This is a genomic window from Pseudomonas sp. AD21 (assembly GCF_002878485.1).
In the GTDB taxonomy this organism is placed as follows: Bacteria; Pseudomonadota; Gammaproteobacteria; order Pseudomonadales; family Pseudomonadaceae; genus Aquipseudomonas.
In genome coordinates this window covers 18,133-44,623 of sequence record NZ_NQYG01000035.1, presented here as the reverse complement: position 1 = coordinate 44,623, position 26,491 = coordinate 18,133, and the positions used below count along the sequence as shown (strand labels likewise).

General features: G+C 61.4%; 22 protein-coding genes. 5 read left to right on the top strand and 17 right to left on the bottom strand.

The window, feature by feature from the left end:
- Window position 1: 1 nt before the first annotated feature.
- Window positions 2-493, bottom strand: coding sequence for a hypothetical protein (locus PseAD21_RS19440; RefSeq protein WP_102357141.1), 492 nt, complete (start codon window positions 491-493; stop codon window positions 2-4).
- Between the two features lie 333 nt (window positions 494-826).
- On the opposite strand from PseAD21_RS19440, the gene PseAD21_RS19435 reads away from it, so the two are divergent.
- Complete coding sequence (locus tag PseAD21_RS19435) at window positions 827-3,037, top strand: LTA synthase family protein (protein WP_102357140.1); 2,211 nt, start codon at window positions 827-829, stop codon at window positions 3,035-3,037.
- Window positions 3,038-3,090: 53 nt separating this feature from the next.
- Here PseAD21_RS19435 and PseAD21_RS19430 read toward each other — a convergent pair whose 3' ends face one another.
- Window positions 3,091-5,127, bottom strand: a complete 2,037-nt coding sequence (locus PseAD21_RS19430) for a TonB-dependent receptor (protein WP_102357138.1) — start codon at window positions 5,125-5,127, stop codon at window positions 3,091-3,093.
- A 336-nt stretch (window positions 5,128-5,463) separates the two neighbouring features.
- Here PseAD21_RS19430 and katG point away from each other — a divergent pair, with 336 nt between their 5' ends.
- Window positions 5,464-7,734, top strand: a complete 2,271-nt coding sequence (gene katG / locus PseAD21_RS19425) for a catalase/peroxidase HPI (RefSeq protein WP_102357136.1) — start codon at window positions 5,464-5,466, stop codon at window positions 7,732-7,734.
- Window positions 7,735-7,988: 254 nt separating this feature from the next.
- On the opposite strand, the gene pepN is transcribed toward katG, so the two are convergent.
- From pepN to PseAD21_RS19380, 8 genes are all read right to left on the bottom strand, one after another.
- Window positions 7,989-10,646 (bottom strand): aminopeptidase N, encoded by a 2,658-nt coding sequence (gene pepN / locus PseAD21_RS19415; protein ID WP_102357133.1) that lies wholly within the window; start codon window positions 10,644-10,646, stop codon window positions 7,989-7,991.
- A gap of 10 nt (window positions 10,647-10,656) precedes the next feature.
- Window positions 10,657-11,487: a DUF2797 domain-containing protein gene (locus tag PseAD21_RS19410; RefSeq protein WP_102357131.1), complete on the bottom strand. Its 831-nt coding sequence runs from the start codon at window positions 11,485-11,487 to the stop codon at window positions 10,657-10,659.
- Window positions 11,484-11,744, bottom strand: a complete 261-nt coding sequence (locus tag PseAD21_RS19405; RefSeq protein ID WP_008079610.1) for a YeaC family protein — start codon at window positions 11,742-11,744, stop codon at window positions 11,484-11,486. Before PseAD21_RS19405 ends, PseAD21_RS19410 begins: the two co-directional genes overlap by 4 nt.
- A 107-nt stretch (window positions 11,745-11,851) precedes the next feature.
- A complete protein-coding gene (locus PseAD21_RS19400) occupies window positions 11,852-12,775 on the bottom strand; it encodes a lipopolysaccharide assembly protein LapB (RefSeq protein ID WP_102357130.1) in 924 nt (307 codons plus the stop codon).
- Entirely contained in the window at window positions 12,775-13,260 is a 486-nt protein-coding gene (locus tag PseAD21_RS19395) for a hypothetical protein (RefSeq protein ID WP_008079608.1), read from the bottom strand. Before PseAD21_RS19395 ends, PseAD21_RS19400 begins: the two co-directional genes overlap by 1 nt.
- Window positions 13,260-14,609, bottom strand: coding sequence for an ATP-binding protein (locus PseAD21_RS19390; RefSeq protein ID WP_102357128.1), 1,350 nt, complete (start codon window positions 14,607-14,609; stop codon window positions 13,260-13,262). The genes PseAD21_RS19395 and PseAD21_RS19390 overlap by 1 nt, the downstream gene beginning before the upstream one ends.
- Window positions 14,610-14,666: 57 nt before the next feature.
- Window positions 14,667-15,641 carry a metallophosphoesterase gene (locus PseAD21_RS19385; RefSeq protein WP_371859072.1) on the bottom strand — a complete coding sequence of 325 codons (975 nt, stop codon included), beginning with the start codon at window positions 15,639-15,641 and terminating at the stop codon, window positions 14,667-14,669.
- Complete coding sequence (locus PseAD21_RS19380) at window positions 15,638-16,528, bottom strand: NAD(+) kinase (RefSeq protein ID WP_003224174.1); 891 nt, start codon at window positions 16,526-16,528, stop codon at window positions 15,638-15,640. Before PseAD21_RS19380 ends, PseAD21_RS19385 begins: the two co-directional genes overlap by 4 nt.
- Before the next feature lie 115 nt (window positions 16,529-16,643).
- Here PseAD21_RS19380 and PseAD21_RS19375 point away from each other — a divergent pair, with 115 nt between their 5' ends.
- The gene (locus PseAD21_RS19375; RefSeq protein WP_102357125.1) at window positions 16,644-17,594 is read left to right on the top strand and encodes a DUF1853 family protein; all 951 of its coding nucleotides are present in this window, start codon (window positions 16,644-16,646) and stop codon (window positions 17,592-17,594) included.
- Between the two features lie 129 nt (window positions 17,595-17,723).
- On the opposite strand, the gene PseAD21_RS19370 is transcribed toward PseAD21_RS19375, so the two are convergent.
- Complete coding sequence (locus PseAD21_RS19370) at window positions 17,724-19,007, bottom strand: arsenic transporter (RefSeq protein ID WP_102357124.1); 1,284 nt, start codon at window positions 19,005-19,007, stop codon at window positions 17,724-17,726.
- Between the two features lie 160 nt (window positions 19,008-19,167).
- Window positions 19,168-19,725: an NADPH-dependent FMN reductase gene (locus PseAD21_RS19365; protein WP_102357122.1), complete on the bottom strand. Its 558-nt coding sequence runs from the start codon at window positions 19,723-19,725 to the stop codon at window positions 19,168-19,170.
- A gap of 183 nt (window positions 19,726-19,908) precedes the next feature.
- Between PseAD21_RS19365 and PseAD21_RS19360 the strand changes: the two genes are divergently transcribed.
- Complete coding sequence (locus PseAD21_RS19360; RefSeq protein WP_102357120.1) at window positions 19,909-20,139, top strand: hypothetical protein; 231 nt, start codon at window positions 19,909-19,911, stop codon at window positions 20,137-20,139.
- Between the two features lie 84 nt (window positions 20,140-20,223).
- Complete coding sequence (locus tag PseAD21_RS19355; protein WP_102357119.1) at window positions 20,224-21,117, top strand: LysR substrate-binding domain-containing protein; 894 nt, start codon at window positions 20,224-20,226, stop codon at window positions 21,115-21,117.
- On the opposite strand, the gene PseAD21_RS19350 is transcribed toward PseAD21_RS19355, so the two are convergent.
- The 5 genes from PseAD21_RS19350 to PseAD21_RS19330 form a co-directional block, all read right to left on the bottom strand.
- Window positions 21,083-21,697, bottom strand: a complete 615-nt coding sequence (locus PseAD21_RS19350) for a GNAT family N-acetyltransferase (RefSeq protein ID WP_102357117.1) — start codon at window positions 21,695-21,697, stop codon at window positions 21,083-21,085. The two genes, PseAD21_RS19355 and PseAD21_RS19350, sit on opposite strands and share 35 nt — an antisense overlap.
- 14 nt (window positions 21,698-21,711) lie before the next feature.
- On the bottom strand, window positions 21,712-23,967 hold the full coding sequence (locus PseAD21_RS19345; protein WP_102357116.1) for an Orn/Lys/Arg decarboxylase N-terminal domain-containing protein: 2,256 nt from the start codon (window positions 23,965-23,967) through the stop codon (window positions 21,712-21,714).
- A gap of 245 nt (window positions 23,968-24,212) precedes the next feature.
- Window positions 24,213-24,971, bottom strand: coding sequence for a DNA polymerase III subunit epsilon (gene dnaQ, locus PseAD21_RS19340; protein WP_102357114.1), 759 nt, complete (start codon window positions 24,969-24,971; stop codon window positions 24,213-24,215).
- Window positions 24,972-25,146: 175 nt separating this feature from the next.
- Window positions 25,147-25,608, bottom strand: coding sequence for a ribonuclease HI (gene rnhA, locus PseAD21_RS19335; RefSeq protein WP_003224162.1), 462 nt, complete (start codon window positions 25,606-25,608; stop codon window positions 25,147-25,149).
- Between the two features lie 92 nt (window positions 25,609-25,700).
- Window positions 25,701-26,459, bottom strand: coding sequence for a methyltransferase domain-containing protein (locus PseAD21_RS19330; protein WP_102357113.1), 759 nt, complete (start codon window positions 26,457-26,459; stop codon window positions 25,701-25,703).
- Window positions 26,460-26,491 lie beyond the last annotated feature (32 nt).

The window sequence follows — 26,491 nt, the reverse complement described above, 5'->3', positions numbered from 1 at the left end:
ATCAATGCTTTCGAGCCAATGCGTCACGCACACTTTGCCGAGACATCCCCGAGCTGGAACGTGGCACGGCTTGATCCACTCTCGGCTGTGCCAGCAATTTCTTGCGCTCTGCCACCTGGCGCCAGTGGTAGCCGAAATATCCGGCTGCAACGACAAACCCCAGCCAACCGAAAACCGAACCCACGAAAAACCACAGCCCAAGGGTGATCAGCACGGTTTTCCAGGTGAACAACTTCAGGCTGTCATCGACCGGCACCGTTTCAACCGGCGTCTGTTGCGCCACTGGAATCTGCTGCACCCCATCCAGATCAAAGCGCAGAGCGAAATCCGCACCGGGCACCTGGATGTCTATTTGATTGCCTTCAGTGGTATGCACCCGAACCTCGCCATTGACCACCGACACCGAGCTGAAACTGATCTGGGTTTCATGGTGAATCTCGCCGTTGACCACGGTCACGACCGTTCGTTGTTGGCCATTGGGGGGCGCGCGCATGTCGATTCCTTGAGAGTTCCACGCCGGGCGACGTGCAAAGGGAAAATCCGTTGGGCTCGAATGCTACTGAGTGGCCATAACGTTGTCCAGAAATGCGGCCAGCGTGGGCCTGCAACTGGGAACCTTAAACAGCCTGAAACAATAAATCCGCCGCCGAGATCACCCCGTCCACTCGCTGCTATCGGGCTGACACGAACGCGGGGCATGGCTTCAAGGCCTGCGCCGCGCTCACGCGAGCAGATCAGCCCTGAGTTTAAAAGGGCGATCAGACAGCCCACCCTTGGTATCATCGCGCACACTTTTATGACGGTTTGATGGCTGGAAGGTCTTTTTGTGAGCGTTCTTTTTCGTTGGTTGCGGCAGCCGCAGGCCCGCCTCTTTTCCCTGATTCTGCTGGTACTGATCGTACCGGTGTGCCTGCGCGCGGTGCTGGGCTGGTCGTCGCCGCTGGGTTATTTGTCCGATCTGGCGATTGGCAGCCTGCTGCTGGTGTTGCTGCATCGCCGTGCCTGGTGGCTGGCGTTGCCGTTGTTGCTGTTCTGGGGGCTGCTGGCGGTGGCAACGGCCGAGCTGGTCAGCGCGGTCGGCCGACTGCCGAACCCTGCCGACCTGCATTACCTGATTGACCCGCAGTTCGTGGAAAACTCCACCGGGGGCGGCCTTGCCCATCCTGCCGTGGGCGTCATTCTGGGACTGGCGCTGATCATTTGGTTAGCGACCCGTTTCGCCAATCGCAGCCAAACCGCGCCTGCCCTGCCCCGTGCGGTGTGGGCTGCACCGGCGCTGTTGTTCGCCGCGCACTGGGGCGTGCAAACCCTGTGGCCGAACGATCAGGACCCGTGGCGCCTGTACAACCTGCCGCACCAGTTGCTCGCCACGCAGGTGGCCGACTTGCAGTTGCAGGCCGAGGAATGGCTGGACGCTGACGTCGAAGAAGCCGCGCCGCAGATGACCGGGCTGACCGATCTGGACCTCAACGGACACAAGCTGCTGGCCGGGCCGGGGCAGGCGCGCAACGTGCTGATCATTACTCTGGAAGGCATTCCCGGCGCCTACATCCGCGCCAACCGCGAGGCGATCGGCAGCCATTATCAGGAAGACCTGATGCCCAATCTCAGCCGCTGGGCCGAGCGCGGCATGAACACTCCCGATTACGTGCTGCATACCCACCAGACCATTCGCGGCCTGTACGCCATGCTCTGTGGCGATTACGACAAACTCAACAACGGCACGCCCAAAGGCGTGGAAATGCTCACCCAGCACGAACGCAATCAGGCGTGCCTGCCGGCGCAGCTGCGGCAGAACGGTTTCAGCACCCACTACCTGCAAGGCGCCGGTCTGCGCTTCATGGCCAAAGACAAGATCATGCCGCACATCGGTTTCGATGCGACCCATGGCCTGGAATGGTTCACCAACGCCAACTACCTGGAGTTCCCGTGGGGCAAGGATGACAAGGCGTTCTTCGAAGGTGCGCTGGATTACGTCGGCCAACTGAAGCAGCAGAAGCAACCGTGGATGCTCACCCTGCTGACCGTCGGCACGCACCAGCCCTACTCCGCACCGGAGCAATACCTGGAGCGCTACGACACGCCGAAGCAAGCCGCCGTCGGTTATCTCGACGATGCGCTGGAGCAGTTCCTCAGCGGTCTCGAACGCCAGGGCGTGCTCAAGGACACGCTGGTGGTGATCACCTCGGATGAATCCCACGGCATCGATGGCGTTCGCCTGGCGTCGTCCTGGGGCTTCAACCTGACGCTGGCGCCGGAACACGAACAGCTGCCGCGGCTGAACGCCGGGGTCTACGGTCATGTCGACCTGAGCGCGTCGATCCTCGACTATTTCGACTTGCCGGTGCCGTCGGCGTTGAGCGGCCGTTCGCTGTTTCGCGACTATGACAGCGGGCGCGAAATCATGTCCTACACCAACGGCAAGATGCGCTATCACAATGGCCAGGGGATTTTCTCCGAGTGCGACATGCCGCGCCGTTGCCGCTACTACGAAAGTGCCGGGTTCATCGCCGACAGCGCCACCTTCAAGGGCAACGAAAGCAGCCAGCAGGCCCGGCAGATTGCCGCGCGCGCCATGGCGCTGGACCTGTCGCTGCTGCGCACGCCGCTCAATCAGCGCTATCAGTTCGGCAGCAACAACGTGATCCCGCTGCAGGCGCAGATCAACGATGACTGGGCCGACAACCTGATCGGCGCGCAATACCTGGAAATGCCCAAGGGCTCACACACCCGCGTGCGCCTGACCGTGCGTTCGGTGGATCCGCAGCAGGCAGCGTACATTCAACTCAAGGCCAAGGAGTTCGAACAGGACGTGCAACTGGGCCTGCCGACCGAGATGGTCGCCACGGCGGACCAGCCGCTGGAGATGGATTTCAGTTTCGACAACCCGAAACAGCGCAAGGCCTTCTCGTTCCACTTGCTGGGTTATGGGCTGGGGGCGGTCGAGGTCACGGATTTCAGTGTGATCACTGAATTGCCGGGACAGGAAGATCCACTCGATGCGCTGCCGGACGACGACACCGCGCAATCGAGTTGAGGACATTGCCCGCGTCACGCGACAGGCGTGACGCGGGCAAATGCAGCGTCAAATCAGAACGTGGTGCGCAACCCCACCTGAATGCTGCGCCCTTCGGCCGGCGCAATGTCGCGCAGGATCGAACTGGCGTAACGCACGGTCTGGTTGGTCAGGTTCTCGGCGTTGACGAAGGCCAGCCATTTGCTCTGGCCGACATCAAAGTGATAACCCACGTTGGCGCCCAGTGTGGTGTAACCATCGGTGCTGCTTTCGTTGGCCGGTACACGATGCTGCGAGCTGGCGTGCTCGATATCGATCCGCGCCTGCCAGCGATCCAGTTCCCACAGCAGACCGCTGTTCAAGCGCAGCGGCGCGATGCGCGGCAGGTCTTGGCCGTTGTCGAGGTTCTTCGCCCGGATGTAGTCGCCTGACAGCTCCAGGGCAAACTTGCCGTAGGCGTTTTCGCCAAGCGTCCAGCGATCCTGCGCTTCGATGCCGCTGAAGCGTGCGCGCACACCCGAGTAGGTGTATTCGGGAATGCCGCCGGCGTCCTCTTCCCCTTCGTCGTTCAGCGTGCGGCCAGTGCCGAGCAGGCCGATGTAATTGGAGAAGTGGCTGTAGAACACGCCGACGCTGCCCTTGTGCGTGCCGTTGTCGAAACGCAATGCCAGGTCGCTGGACACGGCTTTTTCTTTCGACAGCCCGGCGTCACCAACTTCATAGGTGCCGGTCGCGACGTGCGCGCCGTTGGCGTACAACTCGTAGAACGTCGGCGCGCGTTCGGTGTAGCCCAGTGTCGCGGCGACCGACCAGATCGGCGTCAGCGTGTACACCGCACCAGACGACAGACTGCCGGCGGTGAAACTGCTGGAGCGGTCGGCGTTGGCAAAACGCTCGTTGCCTTTTGCATCCGGATCGACCGTGGTGTGTTCCAGTCGTCCGCCGAGGGTGAACAGCAGTCGCTCGGTGGCCTGTAATTCTTCGAGAATGAACAGTGCACCGGCATCGGTATCGGTGTGCGGCACGAACGCCTCTTCGCCCAAGGCCGAGAATTCGTTACGGCTGACCTGGGCGCCGATCACCCCGTTGAACGGCCCCAGTGGCTGGTGCCGAGCCTCGACCCGTGCTTCGTAACCTTTGTTCTTGAAGGTGGTACCGACTTCGCCGCCCTCGATTTCCCGGTGCTCATAATCGGTGTAGCCCGCGTCGAGTTTGACCGAGCTGAACAGGCCGTCGAGGTTGCGAATTTCCGTGGCGAACGCGTAGTGCTCCTGCTGCATGCGGATGCGCACGTCGTCTTCGGCGGGTGAGCCGTAGTTCGAATCGTAATTGCTGTAGGACAGACCGGCGTAACCGTCATCCCAGGTGTAGGAACCGCCGATTGCGCCACCGTCCTGACGCCCGTCGCTGTTGGCCAGCCGATGCTTGCGCGAATCACCGTCGTCGTTGGCCCGCGCGGCGCCGGTCTTGGCGTAACCGGGAATCTTCAGGTCATTGAACTCACGGGCGCTGGCATCCAGGTGCAAGGCAAACTGACCGTTGCCGGCCTCCAGTTTCCCTGCGCTGCTGCGAGTCGTGTCTGCACCGCCGTAACGCAGCTCGCCAGCGCCGTGGATGCCGTCGATGGCCTCGGTGGGAACGCGATTATCGAACGTGTTGACCACCCCGCCGATCGCGCTGCCGCCGTACAGCAACGCCGCCGGACCACGGACGATTTCAACACGCTCGACGTTGACCGGGTCCAGCGGCACCGCGTGATCGTACGACAGCGACGATGCATCGAGCGCGCCGACGCCGTTACGCAGAATGCGAATGCGGTCACCGTCCTGACCGCGAATGATCGGCCGACTCGCGCCCGGGCCGAAGTACGAGGAGGATACGCCAGGCTGCTTGTTCAGGGTCTCACCGAGGCTGCCCTTCTGCTGGAACGTGAGGTCGTCGCCACTGAGGACGGTCGAGGGCGATGCCAGGGTCTGGTTGCCCAGCGGATTGCCGGTGATGACTTGCGGTTGCAACTCGAGCGGTTCGGCGGCGAACACCGGTGAGGCAAGCAGCAGCGCGGCGGCCAGAGGAGTCAGGCGTCGTTGAAGGGGCTGGGAACGGGCAGACATTTCAGAACTTCCGTGAGCAGAAAAGTAAGAATCGCTACCGGCGTTTTGCTAATGACGCCGGCAGAAACAGAATGAAATCTTTTTTATGTTATACAATAACATTTCTTTCTGTCATCCCGATTCTCGCAATTTGTTTTGCAGCAAGCGCTCAAGGACGCGGATCTGCAGCTTTGCTCTGAGGGCTTGGCTGCCTGCACAACGGCATGAAGTCGCTGAAAGACTGCGGCTATCGGCCTCCAATAGTCGGCCTATTAGCTGACTGCCCGAGTCGGGTCTAGCCTTACTAGTCCGAAGTCGGCACGAGCCGGCCATAGAAGACCTGATAAGGACCCGAACATGGCAAACGAATCGAAATGCCCGTTCAACCACGCCGCCGGTGGTGGTACGACGAACCGTGACTGGTGGCCGAATCAACTGAACCTGAAGATCCTCAGCCAGCACTCGCCCAAGTCCGATCCACTGGGCAAGGACTTCGACTACGCCAAAGCCTTCAAGAGCCTCGACTTCCAGGCGCTGAAACAAGACCTGCGCGCGCTCATGACCGACTCCCAGGACTGGTGGCCAGCCGACTTCGGCCACTACGGCCCACTGTTCATCCGCATGGCCTGGCACAGCGCCGGCACCTATCGAACCGCCGATGGCCGCGGTGGTGCAGGTTCCGGGCAACAGCGTTTTGCCCCGCTGAACAGCTGGCCGGACAACGTCAGCCTCGACAAGGCCCGCCGCCTGCTGTGGCCGATCAAGCAGAAGTATGGGCAAAACATTTCCTGGGCCGACCTGATCGTCCTCACCGGCAACGTCGCGCTGGAATCGATGGGCTTCAAGACCTTCGGCTTCTCCGGTGGCCGTCCTGATGTGTGGGAACCGGATGAAGACGTGTACTGGGGTTCGGAACACGAATGGCTCGGCGGCGACAGCCGTTATGGCAAAGACAAGGCCGCCATGCAGGAACCCGGTGACGGCACGCTGGTGGCCGAACCGGATTTGCACGGCAAAGAGCAAAGCCGTACCGATCAGGGCGAACGCAATCTGGAAAACCCGTTGGCCGCCGTGCAGATGGGCCTGATTTATGTGAACCCGGAAGGCCCTGAAGGCAACCCCGATCCGGTCGCTTCGGGTCGCGACATCCGCGAAACCTTCGGCCGCATGGCCATGAACGACGAAGAAACCGTGGCCCTGATCGCCGGCGGTCACGCCTTCGGCAAGACTCACGGTGCCGGCCCTGCCGACAACGTCGGGCCTGAGCCGGAAGCGGCCGGACTGGAAGAACAAGGCCTCGGCTGGCGCAACGCATTCGGCACCGGCAAGGGCGCCGATACGATCACCAGCGGCCTGGAAGTGACTTGGACCACCACCCCGACCCAGTGGAGCAACAACTACCTGGAAAATCTGTTCGGCTTCGAGTGGGAACTGTTCAAGAGCCCGGCCGGTGCGCACCAGTGGAAACCGAAAAACGGCGCCGGGGCTGGCACCGTTCCGCATGCGCATGATCGGAGCAAGAAACTCTCGCCGACCATGCTCACCTCCGACCTGGCGCTGCGCTTCGACCCGATCTACGAGCCGATCGCCCGACGCTTTCTGGCCAATCCGGATCAACTGGCGGACGCCTTCGCCCGCGCCTGGTACAAACTGATCCACCGCGACATGGGCCCGCTGTCACGCTACCTCGGACCGGAATTGCCCAACGAGGAACTGCTGTGGCAGGACCCGATTCCTGACGCCTCTCACCCGCTGATCGACAGCAACGATGCGCAGGCGCTGAAAAGCAAAGTGCTGGCGTCCGGCCTCTCGGTGTCGCAACTGGTGTCCACCGCGTGGGCGGCAGCATCGACGTTCCGCGGTTCAGACAAGCGTGGTGGCGCCAACGGTGGCCGTCTGCGTCTGGCCCCGCAGAAGTTCTGGCAGGCCAACCAGCCTGAGCAACTGGACAAGGTGCTGAAGACCCTCGAAAGCATTCAGAACGAGTTCAATGCCGGCTCTTCCGGGAAGAAAGTCTCGCTGGCGGACCTGATCGTGCTGGCGGGTAACGCCGGGGTCGAGCAAGCAGCGAAAAACGCCGGGCACTCGGTGTCGGTGCCGTTCAATCCAGGACGCACGGACGCGACTCAGGAGCAAACCGACGTCGAGTCGTTTGGTTTCCTCGAGCCGATTGCCGATGGTTTCCGCAACTACAGCAAGGGCAAATACACCGTTTCCGCCGAAGCGCTGCTGATCGACAAGGCGCAACTGCTGACTCTCTCCGCGCCGGAAATGACCGTACTGTTGGGTGGTCTGCGGGTATTGGGGGGCAACGTCGGGCAAAGCCGGCATGGCGTGTTCACCTCTCGCACGGAAGCGCTGACCAACGACTTCTTCACCAACCTGCTGGACATGGGCGTGGAGTGGAAACCAACCTCACGGGCAGCGGACGAGTTCGAAGGACGCGACCGCAAAACCGGCAGCGTGAAGTGGACGGCGACGCGAGTCGATCTGGTGTTTGGTTCCAACGCGATACTGCGCGCGCTGGCCGAGGTGTATGCCAGTTCGGATGCCAAAGAGCAGTTCGTGAAGGACTTCGTGGCAGCCTGGACGAAGGTGACAAACCTGGATCGGTTTGACCTGAAGTAGCTGACTAGACGCAACCCCTGTAGGAGTGAGCCTGCTCGCGATTGCGGTACATCAGATGACATCTCTGTGTCTGATTCACCGCAATCGCGAACAGGCTCCCCCCTGCAAAAGATCTGTGGTGGGGGCAGAATATGTGCTCACCCCAATAAAAACGGTGGGAGCGGGCTTGCTCGCGAATGCGGTGTATCAGTCAACATCTCTGTGTCTGACAAACCGTATTCGCGAGCAAGCCCGCTCCCACATTTCGTTATGCGTTACGCCAGGCTTTTGCTGACCACTTCGTACACGTCGCTCGACAACTGCCCCGAAGCCAGAATCCGCTCCAGCTCAGCCTTCATCAACGCCTGACGGGCGCTGTCGTATTTACGCCAGCGGGTCAGCGGCGCCAATTGGCGCGAAGCGATCTGCGGATTGAAGCCGTTCAACTCGATCACCAGATCCGTGAGGAAGCGGTAGCCCGAACCATCCGCAGCATGGAAGTTGATCAGGTTCTGCCCGGCAAACGCACCGACCAGCGCACGCACCTTGTTCGGGTTCTTGATGTTGAACGCCTTGTGCTGCATCAACGCCTTCACCCGCGCCAGACCGCCCGGCAAAGTACTGCCGGCCTGCACGCTGAACCACTGATCCATGACCAGCGGGTTGTCCTTGAAGTGCTCGGCAAAGCTCGCCAGCGCCAGCGCTTTCTGCTCGTCGAACGGCGAGTTGACCAGCACCGCCAACGCAGTCAGGCGCTCGGTCATGTTGTCGCTGTTTTCGAATTGCTCAAGAGTAGCGGCCAGTACTTCCGGCTTGCCGCTGAGCATCAGGTACGACAGCGCAATGTTCTGCAGCGCACGACGGGCGAAGTGCTCGGCCTCGGCCACGTACGGGGTTTTCTTCGACAAATCACGATTGGCCTGATAACGCAGCCACAGCGCTTCGAACAGGTTGTCCGCCAGTTGCTTGCGGGCAAATTCGCGAGCGTTATGGATCGCCTCGACATCCGCCACTTCGCTGATTTCGGTCAGGTAGGCTTCGCTTGGCAGCGAGAGCATTTCGGCGACCATGGCCTGATCCAGCGACTCATCGGACAGCACGGTTTTCAGTGCCGAAATCAGACGCGGGTCGAGCACCAGGCTCTCGCCCTTCTGCTGCTGGGCGATCAGCTCTTGCAACACCTGCACCGACAGTTGCTGACCGGCATCCCAGCGGTTGAAACCGTCGCTGTCGTGCTGCATCAGGAACATCAACTGGTCGCGGTTGTACGGGAAGCTCAGTTTCACCGGCGCCGAGAAGCCACGCAGCAGCGATGGCAGCGGGTGTTCGGCGATGTCGACGAAGGTGAAGGTCTGCTCGGCTTCGGTCACCGAGATCACGCGGCTGGTGCCTGGCGCCGCCGCTTCACCGGCCAGACGCAGGACAATCTCGTTACCTTTGCTGTCGAGCAGGCCCAGTTCGACCGGGATCACGAACGGCAGTTTTTCCACTTTGTCCGGGGTTTCCGGGCAGCTCTGGCGGAAGGTCAGGCTGTAGGTTTTCGCCGCCGCGTCGTAGGACTCGCTCACTGCCAGACGCGGTGTGCCGGCCTGGCTGTACCAGCGTTTGAACTGGGTCAGGTCGACACCGTTGGCGTCTTCCATGGCCTTGACGAAATCGTCGCAGGTCACGGCCTGGCCGTCGTGGCGTTCGAAGTACAGGTCACTGCCCTTGCGGAAGCCGTCGGCGCCCAGCAGGGTGTGGATCATGCCAACCACTTCCGAACCCTTTTCGTACACGGTCAGGGTGTAGAAGTTGGAGATCTCGATGAAGCTGTCCGGACGCACGGCGTGGGCCATCGGGCCGGCATCTTCGGCGAACTGGTGGGTACGCAGGTACGCCACGTCCTGAATGCGCTTGACCGTGGCCGAGTTCATGTCCGAGGAGAAACCGGCGTCGCGGAACACGGTGAAGCCTTCCTTGAGCGACAGCTGGAACCAGTCGCGGCAGGTCACACGGTTGCCCGACCAGTTGTGGAAGTATTCGTGGGCGACGATCGCCTCGACCCGCTGGTGCGCAGCGTCGGTGGCAGTTTCGGCGCGGGCCAGCACGGCGCTGGAGTTGAAGATGTTGAGGCCCTTGTTCTCCATCGCCCCCATGTTGAAGTCGTTCACCGCGACGATCATGAAAATATCCAGATCGTACTCGCGACCGTAGACCTCTTCGTCCCAGCGCATCGACTTCTTCAGGCTGTTCATCGCGTGCTGGCACTTGTCGATGTTTTCCGGTTCGACGTAGATGCGCAGCGCGACGTTGCGCTGGGTCATGGTGGTGAAGGTATCTTCGACGCACCACAGGTCACCGGCCACCAGCGCGAACAGGTACGCCGGTTTCATGAACGGATCTTCCCAGGTCGCCCAGTGCCGGCCGTCTTCGCCCGGGCCGGAGGCAATCGGGTTGCCGTTGGACAGCAGCACCGGATAGCTGTGCTGCTCGGCGACCACCGTGGTGGTGAACTTGCTCATCACGTCCGGGCGGTCGAGGTAATAGGTGATCTTGCGGAAGCCTTCAGCCTCGCACTGGGTGCAGAACATCGTGCCGGACTTGTACAGGCCTTCCAGCGCGGTGTTGGTTTCCGGGTGGATCCGGACGCTGGTGTCGACCGTGAAGCTGGCGCTGGCCGGTTGCAGGGTCAGGGTGTTTTCCGTCAGCTGATAGTCGCTGGCATTCAGTTCCTGGTCGGCCAGGGTCACCGACAGCAGCTCCAGCTGTTGCCCATCCAGCACCAGCGGCGGCAGGCCCGGGCCACGCTCAGGGTTGCGGCGCATCACCAGTTGCGCGTGGACCAGGCTGTGGTCCTCGAACAGCTCGAAGGTCAGGTGCGTCTCGTCGATCAGGTACTCGGGCGCCTGATAGTCCTTCAGGTAAATCATCTTCGGTTGTTCGGTGCGCATGCTGGAATCCTTATTGATGCACGGCGAGCTGATAGGCCGTGTATTTACGAATGTTGATCACGCCGGTGTCGAAGATCAGGTACTGGCCCTTGATCCCCAGCAGCGTGCCTTCGGCAATCGGGTTCTTGTCCAGGTTGAAGCTGACGATTTTGGCCGGGTATTGCTCGACCGGATAGCGGATTTCGAGAGGTTCTACATCGGTAATTGTCTGAATTGCCTGTAGGCCGAATCGCTGTTGCAGACCCAACAGGCCTTCGGCGCAGCTGTCGAACAGCTGATCACGCACCTGGGCCAGATCCACCGCCGCCGCGTCGCCCTTGAGCAGCGCGCGCCAGTTGGTCTTGTCTGCCACTTGGCTGCGAAACAGGTCTTCGACGAAGCCCGACTGCTGGCGCGTCGCCACACGCATGATCGGCAATGCCTGGCTCGCGCCCTGATCGAGCCAGCGGGTCGGCAGTTGCGTCGCACGAGTGATACCGACCTTGATCCCCGACGAGTTGGCCAGATACACCACATGATCGGTCATGCAGAATTTCTCGCCCCACGCAGGCTCGCGGCAGGTGCCAGCCTCGAAGTGGCAGCGCTCCGGGCTCATGATGCAGATGTCGCACTGCGCCAGTTTGGTCATGCACGGGTAGCAGTAGCCCTGGCTGAAACTGGTTTTGGTCTTGCGCCCGCAATGGGTGCAATGAATCGCCCCCAGGTATTCCAGACGCACCGTGCTGCCGATCATGGGGTTGACCGGTACCTCGACGTCATCCAGACGAAACGCGTACTGCACGTTTGGCCCGTCCAGGCGTGCCGACATTTTGCTGATTGCACCGCGGCCAATCTCGATCAATGGATAGCGTCCGACTTGAACAGGATGTTCGGCACTTCGATCGACTTCGACGCACATTCTTGCGGGCCCATGTAACCGGTGCGCTGGTCTTCAGGCAGGTTCTGGATTTCCCAGGCGATCATCGCCTGCAGCGACAGCTCACGCTGTTCGGCGGTGAGTTTGCCACCGTCGGACCACTTGCCGATCTCTACCGCCAGTTTCAGGCTCTCGTAGATGTCCGGGGTGATGTTTTTGATCATTTCGGCAAAAGACGACATGTTTGAACACTCTCCAATGAATGTCGCTAGTTTAACGGCGCTGAAGCGGCAAGGCACTGCCGGGCATCAGGTCGGCGAGCGGAGCGCCGGGCGCAATGCCCGGTGTCCTAGAACTCCCTTGAAAGTTTTACTTGGGTCAGCTCTTTCTCCAGCGCACGGCGGAAAATCTGCGGCGCGGTGAAGGTATACAGCGCGAAGGCCAGCCAAGCCCAGTCAATCACCTCGGCAGACCCGGGGTAGCCCTGGGCGGTGACGGTGATCACGGTGACGCGGTAAACCACAAACATCGCCAGCAACAGAATGATCGCGCCAGTCGCACTGCGCTCGGTCATCCAGCTGTTGAACCGCCACCAGAAGCCCATGAACACATTGCTGCGCGCTTTGACGGCGGTCAGCAGGCTCAGCGCCGAGACGTTGCTGGCATTTTCCTGCAGAGCCCAGATCGCGTGTTCGCGCGCACCGTTGATATCGCCCTGGCGCAGCAGCAAACGACCGAGTACAACCACGGCCCCGGCATGCCCGGGATCAGCCTGCAGCGCCTGACGGGCAAAACTTTCCGCCTGCTGCCAATGACCACAGGCCTGATGATATTCAGCCATCGCCACCAGGTTGGCCGGATCGTCAGGTTGCAGCTCGAGCGCTTTTTCCAGCAGCGCCTGACTCTGCGCCAGACGCCCGGTCAGTTGAAACAGATCCGCGAGGCTGCGGTAGTAGCGCGGCTCCGTCGGCTCCATGTCGAGCAGTTGCAGCAAGTGCTGTTCGGCGGTCTTGAACTGCCGCGAAGCCATGTCGATGTGCGCGGCGGCGTAATGCGCCAATGGCAAGGCCGGGTCCATCGCCAACGCCATCGAGACTTCGTGACGTCCGGCATGCAGGCGACGCATGTTGAGCAGACACAGCGCCAGTAATGCGTGGGCTTCGGCACATTCCGGATCATCGGCCAGCAGCTGTCGCAAGCTGTCGATGGCGCCGTCATTGTGGCCGGACTGCAAACGCTGATAGGCCACTTGCAACAGATAGGACGTATTCATCAGCTCACCACCAGGTACCAAAGGGTCGCCGGCACCAGCGTGACCACGATCCCTTTGAGCAGGAAAGCGCCAGCGAGCGCGACCAGCGGCGCGAAGCGATTGAGCACGCCGCCATAATATTGATACAGCTCGATGGTCGAGTTCTGCAGGGTGTACAGCACATAACCGACGCTGAGTTTCCACACCACCAGCACCAGCAAGGCGTACTGGATCTGTGCCTGAGTGCTCAGGTAGCCGTTGTTCAACAAGCTGATCAAGGCCAGACCGATGAGCACACTGCCCACGGCACCGACGCCAACCCAGATCCATTCACGCTTGCGCGTCGGGCTGCCCACCGCCACCGAGTTGAGCACGAACCACGGCAACCCCAGCCACAGCCCGCCCATCATCAGCGCCAGCAATGGCCAGAACGGCGACACGGCAAAACGCGCCAGGCCGCCCGGACGCGGCTCGTCTTCAATGCGGTAAATATTCTGGGTTCCCATCAGCGTCCCTTGCCATGTTTGTCGAGGAAGGCCAGCACTTCATCGTACTGATTGCCTTCATTGGCATAGCGCGCGTAGTTACGCGCGGTGGTCAGCCATTCCAGCGTCGTCGCGCGGACCTCTTTCAAAGCCTGCTTGAAGTGGCGGTCGCAGATCGGCTGCTCGGCGCCTTCGCTAATCGATTCTTCGATGGCTTCATCGGCAGCGGTTTCCACCAGCTCACTGAGGTCGGCACCGGAGAAGCCCGATGTGTGCCTGGCGAGGAAAGCGAAATCGATATCCGCCGCCACCGGACGGCCCTTGACCATCAGTTGCAGCATGTTTTCGCGGGCGGCACGATCCGGTGGCGGCACAAACAGCACGCGGTCGAAGCGGCCGGGACGACGGAACGCCGAATCCACCGACCACGGCACGTTGGTCGCGGCCAAGATCAGTACGCCGTGATTGTCATGGGTGAAACCGTCCATTTCCGAGAGGAACTGGCTGACCAGTTTTGACGACGTCGACTCACGGGTATTTGAGCGTTTGCCGCCCAGCGCCTCGACTTCATCGAAGAACATCACCGCCGGTGCCTGCGCCCGCGCCTGCTCGAACAGGGCATGCAGCTTGCGCTCGGATTCGCCGATATACATGTCCAGCACATCGGAAATCGCCACGTTGAAGAACTTCGCCTTGCACTCGCCAGCCGTCGCCCGCGCCAGCAGGGTTTTGCCGCAACCCGGTGGCCCGTAGAGCAGCACACCGCCACCGACGCGCTTGCGAAAGCGCTCGAACAGCCCGGGTTTCTGATACGGCAGGATGATTTTTTTATGGATGGTCTTCTTCAGATCGTCCAGACCACCGATGTCGTTGAAGGTCACGGTCTCGCTGTCGGGCACCAACAGGCGGCGCACTTCCGTCTGGTCGGTGTCATCGTTGGAGATCACGCGCAACTTCGGGCGACCTTCGCCAGCGGCAAAATCCACCACCGACACGTTCAAGCGACGCCACAGCGCCATGTCTTCCAGCGCCGGATTGGCACTGATGGCCGCGCGGTATTCGACCAGCGCTTCCTTGAGGCGATCCAGGTCGGCCAGTGCGCGTGCCCGCAGTAACTGCAGCGACGCGCCTTCACCGCCCGCCAGGCTAAGGGCTTTATCAGCCTGGCCGGCGGTCAGGTACAGCTGGGCGGCGATCGGCTTCAGTACCTCGGCTTCCGGCAGTTCGTGCAGGTCGGCGGGCACCAGCTTGAGGCCGCGCTCGTGGTCACCGCGCTCAAGGCAGGCCTTAAGCACCAGTGTGAGCAGCGCGACGTTTCCCGGCGAGGCGCGCAAGGCGGCCTCGAGTTGATCCAGCGTCGTGTCATCCATGGTGAATCCTTGTGACAGCCAGTTGCGAATTGAAATAGCAGAACGAGCAGGCCGCACTCATTGCAGCACCTCCGGCCGCTCGACATCGACCCAGACAAATTTATGCGGATCCAGACGTGTTTCCTGATCCAGACGATAGGCCACCAGTTTGCCGTAGAGCACCGCGCTGTAATCGAGACACGCGAGGTTCGGGCGGATCGGTGCCGGTTTGCCGCTGCGCCAGTAATGGCCGACGAACAGCAAAGGCTCGTCGACGCCGTAGCGCAGCAGGTTGTTTTTTTCGCTGGAGGTCAGCGGCTTTTGCGCCACCGGCTCCGGCAGAGCATCCGGCTGGAAGACGATGTCGCCGTAGGTTTTCGGGTCGTCTTCCCAGAACTTGGTGCGAAAGAACGAACGCACCAGACCGTCGCCGCTGGTCATGGTCAGGCCATCCGGCAGGCGCATGTCGGTGCCACGCAGCAGGCGGTCGAACACGGTGCAGGCGAAGCTGTCCGGGACCGCCGAGGCCTGCAGGAAGTGTTCGTCGATGCAGCCGTCGGGGAACAACGCGCGCAGTGGCTCGATCAGCCCGGCATCCCAGCAGGCATGCACCACGCGGAACCGCCCGGCGTCGACAAACAGCGGCAGCTCGTAGAACCAGCGCTGGAAATCGTGCCAGTCGCCGGAGTGACCTTCGAACTGGGTCAGGGTCTCGTGCAACAGACGCGCATGGCGCGGTGTGTGCTCGCGTACGAACTGCTTGCCGCTGCCCGGAGGGGCCGGCGTGCTCCAGCCCAGTGCGTTGAATTCGTGGTTGCCCATGATGCACAACGCCTGCCCGGCCTCGACCATGTCGTGGACGATGTGCAGCGCCTCGCGGATCCGCGGGCCACGGTCGATGATGTCGCCGACGAACACGGCCATGCGCGAGGGATGCCGCCAGACCCCGCCCTGCTTGTGATAACCGAGTCGGTCAAGCAAGTGTTCCAGGGTCAGGGCGCATCCGTGCACGTCACCAATCAAGTCATAACTGCGCGCGGGATCGAGCATCAGTCGCCTCCACCACCCAACTTGCTGCCCCAGCCGAGCTTGGTCCGGCAGACTTCGTAGTAGTTGTGGTCGAGCGGGTGAATCAGTCGCAGCTTCTGTGCTTTCTTGCTGACGGTGATGGTGTCGCCCGGCGCGCAGGTGAAGTGGTTCTGCCCGTCGCAGGAGACTTGCGGGTAAATCTGCATGTTTTTCGACACGACGATTTTCAGCTCACTGTTGCCATCGACCACAATTGGCCGGCTCGACAACATATGGGGGTACATCGGCACAATCACAATGGCATCGAGCTTGGGGTGCATGATCGGCCCGCCGGCGGACAGCGCGTAAGCGGTGGAACCGGTCGGGGTGGCGACGATCAGGCCGTCGGCCTTCTGGCTGCAGACGAACTGACCGTCGATGTACAGCTCGAATTCGATCATCCGCGTCGATTTGCCCGGGTGCAGCACCACGTCGTTCAGCGCATCGCCCTGGCCGATGGCCTCGGCATGCCGGCGAACCTCGGCTTGCAGCAAGAAGCGGTTTTCCACCAGGTAATGGCCATCGAGCACCTTGGCCACTTCGACTTCCAGCTCATCGGGGCGAATGTCGGTCAGAAAGCCGAGGCTGCCACGGTTGATCCCCAGCACCGGAATATTGTGTTTGGCCAATGCGCGAGCAGCGCCGAGCAGGCTGCCGTCGCCGCCGACGACGATGACCATGTCACAGACTTCGCCAAGCATCTTGCGCGACGAGGTCTGCAGGCCGTGGCCCGGCAGGACTTCGGCGATAGTGTCTTCGAGAATCACGTGCAGGTGACGATCGAGCAGAAAGCGTTTCAGTCGGCGGACGGTATCCAGCACCTGGGAACTGCCCAGGCGACCGATGATGCCGATATTACGAAATTGCTCCATGGGACCTCTGCGGACAATCGAAAACGCGAAAACCACGATTATGGGCGAAAGCCCGCCATAGACAAAATCCTTTCAGCCTCAGGGGTGCGCTCGTGTTTCAGGCTATGCTCGCAAGATGATCCTGTTTCCCGACCTGCTCCAGTTGCCACACCAATTACGCCATCCCGAAGTGCGGGATCTGGCGTGGGTGATTCTCGCCCCGCCGATGCTCGCGACGACGCCATGGCCGCAGCGTCATCCGCTGGCCGGCAGCGACTGGGTGAGCGACCCGCAGCGTCTTGAGCACTGGCTGCGGCAGCTGGATCGCGACAGTTATGGCTTGCTGCATTGGCTGTCCCAGGCGCGTACCCGGCGGCTGGGCTTGTATTACGAGCGGTTGTGGCAGTTTGCCGTGGAGCATGCGCCGGGCATCGAACTGATTGCCGCCAATCTGCCGATCCGCCGCGAAGGCCACACCCTCGGCGAGCTGGACATGCTGCTGCGCGATCGCGACGGCGTGCATCACCTGGAACTGGCGATCAAGCTCTACCTCGGCCCGCAGCATGGCGATGGGCATGATACGGCGCAGTGGCTGGGCCCGGGCTGTCACGATCGACTGGACCGTAAACTGGCGCACCTGGCCGAACACCAATTGCCGATTTCGGCGCGTCCGGAAAGCCGCGCGGCCTTGGCCACACTGGATATCGAAGTGTTCAGTGCGCAGTTGTGGCTGGGCGGGTATCTGCTGTATCCGTGGCCCGGCCAGGCCGAACCACCGAAAGGCGCGCATCCGCAGCATTTACGCGGGAGCTGGTTGCATCAGAAGGATTGGCCGGCGTTTGTCGCGCAACGTCCGGCCGGACGCTGGCAACCCCTGCCCCGGCATGCCTGGCTGGCGCCAGCGCATTACTCGGCTGATCAGACCTGGACTTTGGAGCATTTACGAATGTGGCTGGAAGCCCTCGAGCCGCTGGCCCCGGCACAACTGATGGTGCGCCTGATCGAGAATGCGCAAGGGGAATGGGAAGAGGCTGAGCGGTTGTTTCTGGTCTCGGATCTTTGGCCAAATGTGCCCGGCCAGGCCTGAAATTTTCAGTGCCTGACCCGGCCTCTTCGCGAGCAGGCTCGCTCCCACATTTGGACTGCATTTCAAATATGGGAGAGGTAACACATTCCCCTGTGGGAGCGAGCCTGCTCGCGAATGGGTCGACTCGGTCTAAAGTGAAAGCCGCAAAGCCAAAGCCGCCAACGTCACCAACAACACCGGCACCGTCAACACAATCCCGACCCTGAAGTAATACCCCCAGCCAATGTGAATGCCCTTGCGTTCCAGCACATGCAGCCACAACAACGTGGCCAGGCTGCCAATCGGTGTGATCTTCGGCCCCAGGTCACTGCCAATCACGTTGGCATAAATCATCGCTTCCTTGATCACTCCGCTGGCCTGACTGGCATCAATCGACAGCAAGCCAATCAACACCGTCGGCAAATTATTCATGACCGACGACAGCAACGCAGTCAGCACGCCCGTGCCCATTGCCGCGCCCCACACGCCGTGACCTGCGAACACATCCAGCCAACCGGCCAGATACCCGGTCAACCCGGCATTGCGCAGGCCATAGACCACCAAGTACATGCCCAGCGAGAAAATCACGATCTGCCACGGCGCCTCTTTCAGCACCTTGCGCGTGGAAATCTTGTGGCCACGGGCGGCGATGCCCAGCAACAGCGCGGCGCACACGGCGGAAATCGCACTGATCGGAATGCCCAGCGGCTCCAGCGCAAAGCAACCGATCAGCAGAATCACCAGCACCGCCCAACCGGCGTAGAACGTGGCTTTGTCGTGGATCGCGGTTTCGGGATGTTCGAGTTGTTCAGGGTCGTACGCCGATGGAATGTCGCGGCGGAAAAACCACAACAGCATGCCCAGCGTCGCGGCCACGCTGACGAAGTTGACCGGCACCATCACCGCTGCATAGCGGTTGAAACCGATGTGAAAGAAGTCCGCGGAGACGATATTGACCAGGTTCGACACCACCAGCGGCAGGCTCGCGGTGTCGGCAATGAAACCCGCGCCCATGACAAAGGCCAAGGTCGCCGCCGGGGAAAAGCGTAGAGCCAGCAACATCGAAATCACGATCGGCGTAAGGATCAGCGCTGCGCCGTCGTTGGCGAACAACGCCGACACCAGCGCGCCGAGCAGCACCATGAAGGCAAACAGCTTGCGCCCACTGCCCCGCCCCCAACGTGCCACGTGCAACGCGGCCCAATTGAAGAACCCGGCTTCGTCAAGCAGCAAGCTGATGATGATCAGTGCGACGAAAGTGCCGGTGGCGTTCCAGATGATCTGCCAGACCAGCGGGATATCGCTGAGGTGCACAACGCCGAAGATCAGCGCCAGCACGGCGCCAAGCGTCGCACTCCAGCCGACGCCGAGGCCTTTGGGTTGCCAGATGACAAGGGTAATGGTCAGCAGGAAAATCAGTGACGCAGCGAGCATTCGCAACAGCCTTCAAATTTCAAATGAGTGGAGATCCCCATGTGGGAGCGGGCTTGCTCGCGAAGGCGGTGTGTCAGACACAACGTTGTCATCTGACACACCGCCTTCGCGAGCAAGCCCGCTCCCACAGGATCTCTGTTTTACCGCTGCTCTGACCAGATTATTTTTTGTGTTGCTCTACGAACTGCCCATACGCATTGATGAAGTTCTGCAGGAACGGCTTGACCGACTCGCTCAATTTGCCCGCCTCGTCAAACGCCGAACCCGCGCCGCCCAGGTACGCTTCCGGCTGCTGCATGCATGGCACGTTGAGGAACACGAAGGATTGACGCAGGTGCTGGTTGGCACCAAAGCCGCCAATCGCCCCCGGCGACACGCTGATCACCGCCCCCGGTTTGCCACCCCAGACGCTCTTGCCATATGGCCGCGATCCCACGTCAATCGCATTCTTCAATGGCGCCGGCACCGAGCGGTTATATTCAGGGGTGACAAACAGCACCGCGTCGGAAGAGCCTACTTCCTGGCGGAAAGTGCTGTAGGCTGCCGGCGGTGAATCGCCGTCGATGTCTTCGTTATAAAGTGGCAGATCGCCAATTTCGACAATCTTCAGTTTGAGGTTCGCCGGCGCCAGCTCGGCCAGCGCCAGTGCGACCTTGCGGTTGATCGATGCTTTGCGCAGGCTGCCGACGACTACAGCGACGTTGTAGACATTGCTCATGGAAGACTCTCGACTGTCCGTGGGAAGAGCCAGTAGTTATAGATGATTCGATGACGGTTTCACCAGTGAGCGAGGGAAATTCCTCCATGCTGATTATTTTTTTCCTGTAGGAAAACTTACAGGGCTTGATGACGGTCTACCAAGCCGCAAATCAAGCGTTTTATCTCCAGAGGTTCTAAGCAGATGGCAGCAGTACTCGTCGGTCAGTTCCATGCAAGAGATGCGGAAGGCCGCGTTTATTCCGTGCATGAGTTCCAGGAATCCACCCCGTCGGCAGACGGTCTCACTGGCTCGGAGCCCGTTTACAAACTGGCCATCGGCGATCGCATCAGAAAGATCGATGAGCAAACGTTCGAACTGGTTCAGTCAGGCATCACCCTGACGCGCGAACCTGAGCCAACCGTTGCTTCATAACCGCGCGTTATGAGCAGAAGTCATGTGCGCAGACTTGGGGTAGGATTCAGCCACTGACCCACCTGCTGAACATGGACTTCACGCATGCGTTTACGTCATATCGAAGTGATTCAGGCGCTCTTGCAGACCGGTCACCTGGGCACCGCCGCCGAATGGCTGCAGCTCCCGGTGACCGAGGTCGAGGAGCGATTGCGCGAAGCCGAGAGTCAGTTGGGGTTCATGTTGTTCGCCAGCGTACGCGGCCGGCTGCAATCAACGCCTGAGGCGCGAGCGCTGCAAGTCGAGATCGCTCATGTCTATGAGGCGCTCGAACCTGTGCAGCGTCTGGCCAGCAGCCTCAAGCAATACCTCGCCCCGCCCCTGCGCATCATCGGCACGCCGCCGCTGGCGCAACAGCTGTTGCCACAAAGCATCGCGCTGCTGCGTCGGCGTTTGCCGGATGCACCTTGCCGTCTGCTCAACGCTGCCACTGACGACATCGTGCGCAGCCTGCTGCTGCGCGAAAGCGATCTGGGCCTGAGCCTGCACGACCCCGAACACCCCGACATCCATGCTCAGCCACTGGCCCATGGCAAGTTGCAACTGCTCGCCCCCCACGGCTGGCTGCAACCCAAGCAGAAATACATTTCCCTGCAGGACCTGGCCGGCCAGGCGATGGTCGGTCTCGAAGGTCAGGACCCACTGAGTCCGGCACTGGACAACAAGCTCCAGGCCCTGCGCCCGGCGCCGAGCATCCAGACCCGGGTGCAAACCCATCAGATGATGCGCAGCATGGTCGAGGCCGGCGAAGGGCTGGCCATCGTCGACCCGTTCACCGCCCTCGGCGCGCGGGCGGGTGGCCTGGATGTCTGCCCGTTGTCACCGGCGGTGCCAATCAGCCTGTATGCACTGACCTACCAACACAGCGCCACACCGGCGGCGATTCAGACCCTGCTGACGATCATCACGGAACAAGCCGAGGCGATGCTGGCGAGCTGAGCGGGTTTTCCAGCGGATTATCGAACAGTCGATACCAGAACAACGCGATTTCGGCGGTGTTCGGGTCAATGCCGCGATAACGCAGATGGTCGACGCCACCAATCTCGTAGCCGCAGCGCTCATACAGGCGACAGGCACCGAGGTTGTTGTTCTGGGTTTCGAGCATGATCCCCGGCAGCTTTTTCTTGCGACTCCAGAACTGCGCCACATCCAGCAACGCCTTCGCCACGCCATGCCGGCGCGCCGGCGCATGCACCGCCAGTTCGTCGATGTGTGCGAAACCGTTCCAGTTGGTGCTGATCACCAGATGACCGACCGGCTCATCGTCCAGATAAGCCATGAAAATCGCACTGTCGGCGGCATCGCGGTAGCTGCTGAACTCCTCGGGATCGATGCCATAGCATTTGCGGTACGGCACGATCGGTGTCACCGCCCACTGCGCCACCGGCTCGCCGATCACCGCTGCGCCATACGCAGCCACTTCGAAACTGAAGTCGCTGCCCCATATGTAGGCCGCAAAACCATCGTCGGCCACGCGCACCGACAGCCCTGGGTATTTCGGATTCATGACCGGTTGCATACTCGGAAAAGTCCTCATTCCGTGACGCAATCGACGGTGTACTGCCGCCCATTGCCTTCGTCTTCATGTTGCAGTCCATGCACATCAGCGACAAAACCGGGGAAGCTGCTATCGAACGTGCGGGCAAACTTCAGGTAGTCGATGATCGAGCGGGTTGCCTCGGTAAAGCGCTCCCCCGGCATGATCAACGGAATGCCCGGTGGATACGGCACCAGCATCACCGCCGCGATCCGCCCCTCCAGCTCATCGATCGGCACCGCCTCGACTTCGCCGCGCACCAGATGATCGTAGGCATGGGCCGGTTTCATGGCGATTTCCGGCAGCACCGTGTACATGCGTTTGAGGTGTTTGGCGGTGGCGTTGCTGCGGTAACAGGCGTGCAGTTGATCACACAAGTCACGCAGGCCCATGCCGCGATAGCGCGCGGTGTCTTGCTGTGCGACACAGGGCAGGCAGTTCGCCAGACTGACGTTGGCGTCGTAACTGCGCTTGAACTCGAGCAACTCGGTGAGCAGCGTGCTCCATTTGCCCTTGGTGATGCCCATCGAGAACAGCACCAAAAACGAATACAGCCCGGTCTTCTCCACCACCAGCCCGCGCTCCCAGAGGAACTTGCTGACCACCGCCGCCGGAATGCCCCTCTCGCTCAGCGCGCCACCGGCATTCAAACCGGGCATCACCAGGGTCACTTTGATCGGATCGAGCAGCACATAGTCGTCGCTGACCTCGCCGAAGCCATGCCAGTCAGCGTCCGGCTGCAACAGCCAGTCTTCGGTCTGCACCCGGTCGATACCCTCGACACCGGGTGGTTGCCAGATCGAGAACCACCAGTCATCCGCAGCGATGTGCTGACGCAGATTGGCCAGCGCACGCCGAAAACTCAGGGCTTCGTCGAAGGTTTCCTGCAACAGCGAACGGCCGGCCGGGCCCTCCATCATCGCCGAGGCCACGTCCAGCGAGGCGATGATGCTGTATTGCGGCGAGGTCGAGATGTGCATCATGAACGCTTCGTTGAACCGGTCACGGTCCAGTTGCCGCGCGCCGCCGTCCTGCACATGAATCATCGAGGCCTGGCTGAACGCAGCGAGCAGCTTGTGGGTGGAATGGGTGGTGAACACCAATGGGCTGTCTGCGGTGCGCGAAGTGGCCATGCCATAGCGCCCGGCGAAGAACTCGTGAAACGCCGCATAGGCGTACCACGCCTCATCGAAATGCAGCACTTCGACGCTGTTGCCCAGACTCTGCTTGATCAGTTCGGCGTTGTAGCACAAGCCGTCGTAGGTCGAATTGGTGACCACCGCCAGTTTGACTTTCGGCGCGCGACCCTTGGTCAGCGGGCTGGCGTCGATCTTGGCCTGGATCGATTCGCGGCTGAATTCGCTCAGCGGAATCGGGCCGATGATCCCCAGCTCATTGCGCTCCGGACACAGATACAGCGGGATCGCACCGGTCATGATGATCGCGTGCAGCACCGACTTGTGGCAGTTGCGATCGACCAGCACCAGATCATCACGGCCGACCATCGAGTGCCAGACGATCTTGTTGGCGGTCGAGGTGCCATTGATCACGAAAAAGGTGTGATCGGCGCCGAAGTTGCGCGCGGCGCGCTCTTCCGCTTCAGCCAGTGGGCCGGTGTGATCGAGCAACGAACCGAGCTCCGGGACCGACACCGACAAATCCGAACGCAGGGTGTTTTCGCCAAAGAACTGGTGAAACGCCTGCCCGACCGGGCTCTTGTGATAAGCCACGCCACCGCCATGCCCGGGGGTGTGCCAGGAATAGTTGGAATCGGCGGTGTGCTGCACCAGCGCCTTGAAAAACGGCGGCAGCAGACCATCCAGATACTTGCGCGCCGCCCGCGCCACCTGCCGTGCGAGAAACGGCACGGTGTCTTCGAACAGGTAGAGAATGCCGCGCAGCTGATTGAGCTCGGCCATGGCGTCGGCCGGGGCGTTTTCCAGGGTGACCTGTTCGCCCAGGGCAAAGATCGGCAGATCCGGCGCCCGCACCCGCGCCAGGCCGATCAGTTCGGCCATGTTCTGCAGCAGGTGCGAATGGGTGCTGGCGTCTTCGGCAGCGATCAGCATGCACGCCAGACCATGATGGGTCGACGCCACCAACCGCCCTTCGGTGTAGTCGATGGCCGACACGATATTGAAACCTTCCTGCTCCAACTCCCGGGCGATGCCACGGATACGGTCACCGGCGACCGTGTCGGCCTTGATGTCGCGGTGGACGATCAACACCGGAAACTTCAAATCTTTGTACATGAGGCTCAGTGTCCTGAGGCGGCGGATGAATGTCTGCCAATGCACTCAGGGTAGAGGGTTGCCGCGAAAGTGGCGAGGGTGGCCAGTTGCTCCCATCGCGTGAGCAACTTTGTGGCGGCCCCGTTCGGCTGCGTAGCAGTCGCAAGACCAGCAGCGCATCTTGCCCGGAAAACCCAGGGGCCGCTTTGCGGCCCAACGGGGGCAAGCCCCCTCGCCACAGATCATCTGCTCAGAGGTAGTTGGTTTTACGCCTGCGCGTCCGCTTCGGCGATCTGCGTCCACAACGCCGGGCCGCCAGCGGATTTGGCGATGATTTCCAGCCGCACCTGATGCGCCGCCAGTTCTTCTTCGGTCGCACGAATGATCCGCGCTGGCTGACGATCGGCCGGCAAGCGGCGGATTTCGGTAGCGGAGTTGTCCGCGCCCTCGCCCGTGCCATTGCCGTCGGAGGCATTACCGGCCAGCGACAGGCTGGTCTGGCCACCGGTCATGGTCAGGTAGACGTCGGCGAGAATCTCCGAGTCGAGCAAGGCGCCGTGCAGTTCACGGCCGGAGTTGTCGACGCCGTAACGTTTGCACAAGGCGTCAAGGCTGTTGCGCTGCCCCGGGTGGCGTTCCCGGGCCATCATCAGGGTGTCGAGGATGCTGCAGTGCTGCGTGATGTCAGCGCGATCGTGCTGCCCCATCAAGGCGAATTCGTTGTTGATGAAGCCAACGTCGAACGCCGCGTTATGGATGATCAGCTGCGCGCCTTTGATGAACTCGAAGAACTCGTCGGCCACTTCGGCGAAACGCGGCTTGCCGACGAGGAATTCGTTGGTGATGCCGTGGACGCCGATCGCGCCCTCGTCACTTTCGCGATCCGGTTGCAGGTAGACGTGAAAGTGCCGGCCCGTCAGGCGCCGACCGATCAGTTCGACACAGCCGATTTCAATGATCCGGTGACCATCGGTCACCGGCATGCCGGTGGTTTCGGTATCGAGTACAACGGATCTGGTGGCCATCAGTGTTCAGTTCTCAACGGGGTCAATCGTGCAAAAGCGGCGATGTTAACACGCGTGTTTCTGACTTAGCGCGTCATCGTTCATCGCGAGCAGGCTCACTCCTACAGGGGAATGCATTCCAATTGCAGGAGTGAGCCTGCTCGCGATTGGGGGCACCAAGGTGCAACGGAGAAAATCAGCTCTGCTTGTACCCGCGAACTTCGTCAACACCCCGGTTAGCCAACTGGTCAGCCCGCTCGTTGCCGTGATGACCGATGTGCCCGCGCACCCACTTCCAGGTGACCTTGTGCCGATTGACCTGCTCGTCCAGCTCTTTCCACAGGTCTGCGTTTTTCACTGGCTCCTTGGCTGCGGTTTTCCAGCCGCGTTTTTTCCAGTTGGCCATCCACTCGTTGATGCCCTTCATCACGTATTGCGAGTCGGTCACCAGCAGCACTTCGCACGGACGCTTCAAGGCTTCGAGGCCACGGATGGCGCCGAGCAGTTCCATGCGGTTATTGGTGGTATTGGCTTCGCCGCCCCACAGTTCCTTTTCGACACCCTTGCATACCAGCAAGGCGCCCCAGCCACCCGGGCCGGGGTTGCCCTTGCAGGCGCCGTCGGTGAACAGTTCTACGCTATCGACGCTTTCGCTCATGCCACTCTAATCCAGAAAAATGCCTGGCCCCGTCAATCGCGGATCGACGATGGCCGCGGCCGGAGCAGGTCCGGCCACTATAAAAAGAAGGTTTACGGTTCGATACGACGGCGGTTGACCTTGGCCATCGGCAGCGGAATCAGCTTGCCCATCGGCTCGCGGCGTTCCTGGCGCACCGGACGCAGGCCGACCACAATCTTGCGCGCGACCAATAAATAGAAGCCACCGCCCGACAGTTGCCAGTCGCCGGCCTTGCGTTCCCAGCCGGCCAGTCGGGCCTGCCACTTGGGCGACGCGAGCGGCGGACGATAGCACCCGAAGCGGCGTTTCTCCAGCGCAAAGCCCAGCAGGTTGAGCCAGTCAGCCACTCGCGACGGCGAGATGCAGCGCGCCTGGCGCAAGGCATCGTGGGCGAATACATGACGCAAACCCCAGGTGCTCCAGGGGTTGATGCCGATAATCAGCAAATGCCCGCCGGGGCGCACGCTGCTTGCCGCTTCGCGCAGCAAACCGTGGGGCGACAGGCAGAAATCCAGGCCATGCTGCAACACCACCACGTCGGCGGCGTGCTCGCTCAATGGCCAGGCCTGTTCCTCGCAGACGATCTCCACCCCCGGCAACGGCGCACCGAGGCGTACGTTGCGCTGCACCTGCGGCGCCGACGGCGGGGGCTGGGCCGACGGGCCGTAATGCACCAGATAGCCGCCGAAGAAGCGGCCCAACTCGTCTTCGAGCATGCGCCGTTCTTCATCCAGCAGAAATTGCCCGAGCGGGCCGGCCAGCCATTCACGGGCCGCGCCGATCAATGCCAGCCAGTCGGGATCGGCCTGAGCGAACGCTTTATCGGTCATGTCATTCTCCAACGCCGCTAGAAGCTCTAAGA